The sequence below is a fragment of the Faecalimonas sp. LCP19S3_D12 genome (assembly GCF_052121495.1).
Lineage (GTDB): Bacteria > Bacillota > Clostridia > Lachnospirales > Lachnospiraceae > Faecalimonas.
On record NZ_JBQKED010000130.1, the window covers coordinates 1 to 508 of the forward strand.

Genomic DNA, 508 nt, shown 5'->3' on the forward strand with positions numbered 1-508 from the left:
GGTCCTGCATAATGGGAATTTTTCACAGCTATAGTACCACTGCAAATGCAATCACCTCTGCTGCCTTCAAAGTCTGCTCCTGTCTGTAACTTTCCTGCTACGATTTTTCTCATGCCCAACGCCTCCTTTCTGTCTGTTTTTTTATTTTAAATTATCTTTGATAATCTAAAACCTTTCCTTAATAATACGGTACCGCATCTATCTCTTCGATCACTTCCGGTTTCTCTTCCAGAATGCTGTAATACGAGATCAATTCTCCTTTTGTGGCATACCTATGGGCTCCGCAGACCTTCTCTTTTCTTTCCATATCAATTCCTTCTGTTTCATAGCAGGCTGCATAACAAAGTCCACACAGGTTTCTTGCCCAGCACTCATTGCATCTTGCGATGGATTTTTCATCGTATTCATCCATATAATATTTCTTTATTTTTTCTAGATCTGCCCCTTCAAACACGTTTCCTATATCCGGTGCATCTCCGGTCTTTTCACACAAAAGGAATTTCCCATC

Annotated in this window: 1 protein-coding gene and 1 pseudogene; both read right to left on the bottom strand. The window is 40.4% G+C overall.

Going from position 1 to position 508, the window contains the following annotated elements; translation table 11 throughout:
- Positions 1-113 (bottom strand): RumC family sactipeptide (locus tag ACTQXY_RS15565; RefSeq protein WP_441660222.1); only part of this gene is annotated, 113 nt, incomplete at its 3' end.
- A gap of 65 nt (positions 114-178) precedes the next feature.
- Positions 179-508 (bottom strand): annotated as a pseudogene (locus tag ACTQXY_RS15570) (RumMC family radical SAM sactipeptide maturase); the annotation flags it as partial.